Source organism: Vibrio sp. Vb2880 (assembly GCF_033337975.1).
Classification (GTDB): Bacteria; Pseudomonadota; Gammaproteobacteria; order Enterobacterales; family Vibrionaceae; genus Vibrio; species Vibrio alginolyticus.
Window position 1 is genome coordinate 366,474 of record NZ_JAWORT010000003.1, and the last position, 6,001, is coordinate 372,474.

Annotated in this window: 7 protein-coding genes and 1 pseudogene; 5 read left to right on the forward strand and 3 right to left on the reverse strand. The window is 41.6% G+C overall.

Features of this window, described 5'->3' with window-relative positions:
- Positions 1-96: 96 nt before the first annotated feature.
- On the reverse strand, positions 97-237 hold the full coding sequence (locus R7M92_RS05590) for a hypothetical protein (protein ID WP_318132914.1): 141 nt from the start codon (positions 235-237) through the stop codon (positions 97-99).
- Between the two features lie 646 nt (positions 238-883).
- On the opposite strand from R7M92_RS05590, the gene R7M92_RS05595 reads away from it, so the two are divergent.
- From R7M92_RS05595 to R7M92_RS05615, 5 genes are all read left to right on the forward strand, one after another.
- Positions 884-1,531, forward strand: coding sequence for a hypothetical protein (locus tag R7M92_RS05595; protein ID WP_318132916.1), 648 nt, complete (start codon positions 884-886; stop codon positions 1,529-1,531).
- A gap of 91 nt (positions 1,532-1,622) precedes the next feature.
- Positions 1,623-2,582 (forward strand): relaxase/mobilization nuclease domain-containing protein, encoded by a 960-nt coding sequence (locus R7M92_RS05600; protein ID WP_318132917.1) that lies wholly within the window; start codon positions 1,623-1,625, stop codon positions 2,580-2,582.
- A 17-nt stretch (positions 2,583-2,599) separates the two neighbouring features.
- Positions 2,600-3,055 carry a hypothetical protein gene (locus R7M92_RS05605; RefSeq protein ID WP_318132918.1) on the forward strand — a complete coding sequence of 152 codons (456 nt, stop codon included), beginning with the start codon at positions 2,600-2,602 and terminating at the stop codon, positions 3,053-3,055.
- Between the two features lie 451 nt (positions 3,056-3,506).
- Positions 3,507-4,046, forward strand: a complete 540-nt coding sequence (locus R7M92_RS05610) for a hypothetical protein (protein ID WP_318132920.1) — start codon at positions 3,507-3,509, stop codon at positions 4,044-4,046.
- 96 nt (positions 4,047-4,142) lie between these two features.
- On the forward strand, positions 4,143-4,328 hold the full coding sequence (locus tag R7M92_RS05615; protein WP_318132921.1) for a hypothetical protein: 186 nt from the start codon (positions 4,143-4,145) through the stop codon (positions 4,326-4,328).
- Positions 4,329-4,556: 228 nt separating this feature from the next.
- Here the strand turns inward: R7M92_RS05615 and R7M92_RS05620 are convergent.
- Both R7M92_RS05620 and R7M92_RS05625 read right to left on the reverse strand, forming a co-directional pair.
- Positions 4,557-5,028, reverse strand: a pseudogene (locus R7M92_RS05620) (GNAT family N-acetyltransferase).
- A gap of 82 nt (positions 5,029-5,110) precedes the next feature.
- Positions 5,111-6,001: IS3 family transposase (locus tag R7M92_RS05625; protein WP_318132923.1), on the reverse strand; the 891-nt coding region annotated here is incomplete at its 5' end.

The following is a 6,001-nucleotide window of genomic DNA, read 5'->3' on the forward strand; positions in this document are numbered from 1 at the left end:
CCTTTGGAGCACTCTGTGTGCTCCTTTTTTGTTTATGAAGCAAAGAAATAGGTAATGCTACTTTTTTCGCTGAACAAGCTTTACAACATTCTTTTTTTAATTCAGCGTTGCTAAAGAGGAAACAGGTTTCTTTTTACTAACCTGCTTTGCTGCCAAATTAACAGCTTTTGCAAACGATTCAGCTAACTCAGAAGTATAAGCTTTCCTGGCTCTGCGCTGTTTTACCTTACCATCCATAACCCATCCACTTAGCACGCGACCTCAACTCGACAAGTTCGACGAAGTCGGCCAACATAATCAGCCTTAAACATACTGGTATTTATTCTCCTACTCAATTAATTTGGTTCGAATCGTTAATTATTAACCTAATCAATCCAATACCCAAAATCACCACACGATACCTTTTAAAAAGTAATAAGTTGACTAACTATAATTTTATATTATTCAGGAAGTAGTCCACTCTAATATACCCCCACTGTAAGTGCTTTATCATTTATTAACTTATCAATACATAACTTACTTCATATAACAAAAACAAATTATTTTCCAAATAACTCAAACTATACTCAATATGAAATTTCATGTCAGTTGAATAAATCGCACACAGTGGATTAAAATAAAACATAGGAACACTATTTTAATTTACGCCCATGAATAATGGGAATGCACTCCATGAGTGCGGGCATAAGAATAACAACAGTGCTTCCACTAAATTACAAAACACGGAAACAAGCCAGTACTAATTATTTCTCGTTCCTCGAAATTAATTAACAGCTTGTCCTACGGAGCTGACTCACTCACGCTGCGGTGCTCGAACCTTACGGTTCTGCGCTTGTCGCTTCGCTCCTCCTTACCACTAATAAAAATAATAAAGTTAATCAGTATGATTAATTTTGAATTAAGCATCAGAGAAAAGCTAGACCAGATGAGCAGTGCAAAGCTCATCGAACAACGTCAGCTCGTATTTGAAATGCAGGGTGACTACCGTCATCTTAGGGATTCTGAAGAGCAACTCGAAGTCCTAAAACTTATTGAACAGCGTATCAATAAACCAAACCGCGGCAGACCACGGCAATCAGCAGAATCAAAATGCAGTGAACAGGTCAAAATCAATATAACTCCGCAGGAAAGAGCAGAACTCGAGTACCGTAGAACAAAGCTAGGCTACAAACACCTATCCACTTACATGCGTGATATCACTCTGAACCTTACACCAGATCTGCAAGTCAGCCAGATTGAGAGGCCCAGCGTTGATGAATGTGTTCTTGAATCTATCAATGAAGATATCCAGTTCTCAAGCGTTCAACTGATGCATGCCCTGCAAGAGAATGTTTTAGATAAAGAAACAGTAAACCTTATCATCGAATACCTATCACTGATTCAACAAAAACTTGCTGAGCGAGAGCAACAAGAGCTGGGTGAATACAACTCAGATTTCGCTTTGATGCTTGCTAATAGGCATTTGACCCAAGAGCAGCTTCAAAAACTCGCTGACTTCAAAGAACTGCGCGAAGAAGCAACTTACATGTAACCAAGGGGCGACTATGTCGCTCCCTTCCGACCCCGTCGGGTCGAACCTACCGATTCTTCTCACCACATTACAATTATAAAAAGGTGTAACTATGGCTATTCACAAGATTTTCAAGACGAAAACGCCAAACAAAAAACAATCCATCGAAGAGCAGTCTGCTGCAACCACTAGCTACGCGGCAGGCACAACCAAAGATCTACAGCAATGTATCCTTGTCGAATACGCTTCTGGCAAGTTCAAGCCTCATGAAGAAGAAAACATCATTAGTGAAAAAACCGAATTCCTAATGGCTCACAACATCTCATCACCACTCCCTATCTTAAAAACGCCCCACTTCAAGGTTCACGAGATGAATTGGTCTGAAATTGGACGTGAGATAGCAAGCTATAAAAGCAAAACTGGCATGCAGAAACCGACTAGCCATCGAATGATATCTCTTCAAAAAGGCGAACAGCTTGACCTCATACAATGGCGTAGGCTCGTTAAGAAATACATGCGCAGAATGGGGCTTCATAACACAAAATATATCGTGTTCATTCATCACGACACCGATCATAGCCACATCCACATCAACTGCGGCACCATAGACTTAAAAACCAAGAAGGTCGTCAATGAATGGCAAAACCACCCTAAAGCCACGAAAGTCATGCGAGAAATTGAAGAGGAGTTCGGCCTTAGAAGTGTTGCCAATCCAGGTGATATGTTTAATGAAATTGATAAGAGCAAGAAATTAAAGCCCATTAACATCGATCCTAAAAAGAAAACTAAAAGCGGTGATAAAGCCCAAATACGACGCAAGCTAGACTTTGTTCTTGAGCAAAACAGACTTCTTAATGCAAGGCCAACCCTCCCAGTTTTTCTAGAGCAGTTAGAAGCCGCTGGTGTGCAAGTTAGGCTTAGTTACAAATCTCAAACAGACATGCTACCCAACGGTATGTCCTATCGTTTAAGTAAGCCCAATAAATCACGAAACAAGACTAACAGGCCAGCCTTGTACTTTCCTTCTTCAAAGATGGAACACGGCAACGCATACTCCCTAAAAAACTGCTGAATAACGGTCGATTTACAATGACCGAAAGTGACAGTCAAAGCCTTAAACAGTTAAATATTCTTGAATCTAAGCGTGCTTATGCCATTGTTAAAGACCCAACCCAGACCATAGAGAATGAGCACGGTCATTTTCTGAGTCATGATGACCGCCACTGCAATGTGGTGCTTCGCTTCAGAGCGAGAGATTTCACAAAAAACAATAAAGCTCTCAAGTACTCACGCCTCCACACTTACCTTCAACTTTACAACGAGGGCGGTTCCAGGGAATACGACTCCAAGCTTCATGTCTTTGTTTTCAGGGTGAAAATCAATCAAAAATGGCATAAGGAACGCTACAGCAAATCTTGGTTCAATTCTCCCAAAATGACTCGTGATGAATTCTTTGCATTAGTCAATCAACATCTGGCAGAGCTATTGATTGAGTTCATTGAATCATTGCTGCATATGTTGGGCTTTTGTTCCCCTTACTATTGAGGCAGAAAGCCACCTGGGAGACTACAAAGAGCAACAAGACTTCCAGTTAAGGCGCGACGACGGAATACAAACCGTCCACACCATCCCCCAGATTCTGAATGCTATACAAGATGCAAACGCAAGCGGACATATCGAACGATACTTAGAGATGTGCGAGGAGCAAGGGCTAGCTCTAACCTTAAAGAGTAAACTCTAGCTTACTAATTTTAGTCAATTTATTATGGTTCTTAATCAGAATAATAAGTTGACTAAAAATCTTTTTTAAATATAAGCAAATTAATTACCAAACAAACTAATACAAAGGAATCATTAACTTAGCAATCCAAGTATGAAAAAACCACGAATTAACATTTAATAGTAAAAATATGTAAAATAACTTTTTATTGCATAGAAAAATAAGAACTTACTATTTAAATAATCTTACTAATAAATATAATAAAAAGGACAACTTATGATCAGTGTAATTGAAGAAAATAAAATCATTTCCGACATGAGAGAAGAAAACGCAAATACTGCAAACATTAAGGTATGGTATCAATTGCGTCTACCACGTGATAACGGTAAGTCTATATCAATAAGAGGAACTGTTATTGATAGAGACTCTGTCGTCTCATCTGACGTTATCTTCCAGATCCCATTGGATACCGCTACTAAGATACCAAACTCAAAGTTCGACATAGAGCGTAGATACGCCACAGAGCACTTTCAACTACACATCATGTCTCTAAAAGACAGCTACTTCGAGAAAATTCAGGTGTATCTCAAACTTGCAGTCAAAGAAAACCTCGAACGCGTGGCAAACATTGAACGAGGGACTGTTACTCTCGAAAACGGCGATACCATTCATCAGTTCGCTGCCCCGATCCACCATTTGTGTGAAACTATTGGTCAAATTGAACGTGCCGACGGCAGTCGCACAACTGATTCAAGAGGATTAGAGCTAAAAGAGGATGAAGCCGAGGACATTCAGCAGGCCTTGGCCCTTCTATAGTCGATACTGTCTAACATGGGCTACGGCTATAGAAACTTTAATGTAGAGAAGTACCAAAATGATGAGCTCTCCAAATTCATGGACAAAAAGTATGACATGGGTCGAACGATTGGAGGTCTGGGCAAGAAGGAGAAGCAATCTAAGTTCGAGCAAGACTGCATGGCCCGTTTCACTATCTGCGACGAAAGTTTATTGACGCCGCTTTCAGAAAACGCCACTTTCAACACCACATCTCGCGTTAGAGCAACCTTTGAAGCGTTAAGAGGAAGAGCCGTAAAGTAGGGACAAAGTCTAAGTCATGACAATGCTTGGGGCTCTTTCGAGCCCCTATTTCACACCGCGCGTAGCTTATTTTGGACAGAACCTTATTGGCTTAATTTGAATATTACGCCCTGTCAAGGTGTGAGAAACGCAACACCGATGCCGCCTTAACCACTAAAACCAGCGCATAGTAAAAAATGCCGCGCGTGCTGAAATCCCTCTTGAACAATTTGCTAGCCCGATACCCGACTAATACATATACCCTAACCAGTTTATATGACCAACAGCCCAAGTTTTACCGCTAATCGGTTTAACATACAAATCATCGACTTGATCAACTGCAACGCCATCATTCTTATGATCATGTATTCGCAACCAAGAGCTTAAAGAACTAAGACGAAGATAACCATTACCATAACAAAAGTATCTAAATCGGAGATTAAATTAATAAAGTCGATCTGTTTGCTTGAGGCATACTCGCTGAGTTGAGACAACATGGCAGTTCCAATACCATTTCTTTGAGGTGATTGTTCAACATAAAAGTCACTAACGCCCAATATTTGTAAATTTCATCGCCGACGCTAACAACTCTATAGTCCAGCCCCATGTCACCAACCAGTTGATCATCTCTGTACTTTAAAGCCCTCATATACGGGAGTTGCTTATAGTAAGAACGAGTTACTTGATGTTCAGGAAACGACTTGTTTCTGAGGACTTCAATTGAGTTATGCTACTCTTTAGATAACTCTATTTCTGGGGAAGTATCCATATGGTGTACCCCACAAAAAGTAGACAGTACATAACTACATACTTTCGTACTCAACCGGGCTGACATGCTCCAACGCTGAGTGTCTTCTTCTGCGATTATAAAATACCTCGATGTATTCGAAGATGCCCATTCGGGCCTCTTCGAGGGTTTGGTAGTCTTCTGCGTATATCAGTTCGACTTTCAGTCGACTGTAGAACGACTCCATCACCGCATTATCCCAACAGTTGCCCTGCCGACTCATGCTCGGTACACCTCCATGCTTTCGCATGAAGTCTTGATATTTATATGCTCTGTATTGTACACCACGATCCGAGTGGATAATGACGCCCTTAGGCGGCTTACGTGACTCAAACGCCATTTTTAGGGCATTGGTGATGAGCTCGACGGTCATCGTTGTCCCTAGCGACCAACCCACAATACGCCTTGAATGCAAGTCCATCACTGTCGCTAAGAAGAGCCAACGGCTCTTCACCCAGATATACGTGATGTCCGTAACCCACTTCTGATTTGGTGTCCCAGACTCAAAGTCTCTTCGCAGTAAATTGTCGGCAACATTCGTCATCGCAGCCACGTCCTTGCTGTATTTAAACCCTTTGCCATTACGTGCCCTGATACCTTTTTCCTTCATGATATCAGCCACATAATTCACGCAGCAGGCATAGCCTGCTTCGTTGAGCTCTTCGGCTATTCGCACTGAGCCGTAACGTGCCCGATATTGGGCAAAGGTACACATGACGAGCTGTTCAAAGCGCTCTCGCCGCTTTGAACGCTCACTCGGCGTATGATGGCACCACTTGTAGTAACCACCTCGACTCACCTCTAAGGTGCGGCACATTAAGCTAATGGAATACTCACCGACATAGCTTTCAATGAACTCGTACTTCACTCTTGCTGCTTCGCGAAGTACGCCGAGACCTTTTTTAGG

Bases quoted from the DNA above. Each gene is read 5' to 3' on its own strand.
- R7M92_RS05590 (WP_318132914.1), bottom strand. From the start codon at position 237: ATGGATGGTAAGGTAAAACAGCGCAGAGCCAGGAAAGCTTATACTTCT.
- R7M92_RS05615 (WP_318132921.1), top strand. From the start codon at position 4,143: ATGGGTCGAACGATTGGAGGTCTGGGCAAGAAGGAGAAGCAATCTAAG.
- R7M92_RS05600 (WP_318132917.1), top strand. From the start codon at position 1,623: ATGGCTATTCACAAGATTTTCAAGACGAAAACGCCAAACAAAAAACAA.
- R7M92_RS05595 (WP_318132916.1), top strand. From the start codon at position 884: ATGATTAATTTTGAATTAAGCATCAGAGAAAAGCTAGACCAGATGAGC.
- R7M92_RS05610 (WP_318132920.1), top strand. From the start codon at position 3,507: ATGATCAGTGTAATTGAAGAAAATAAAATCATTTCCGACATGAGAGAA.
- R7M92_RS05605 (WP_318132918.1), top strand. From the start codon at position 2,600: ATGACCGAAAGTGACAGTCAAAGCCTTAAACAGTTAAATATTCTTGAA.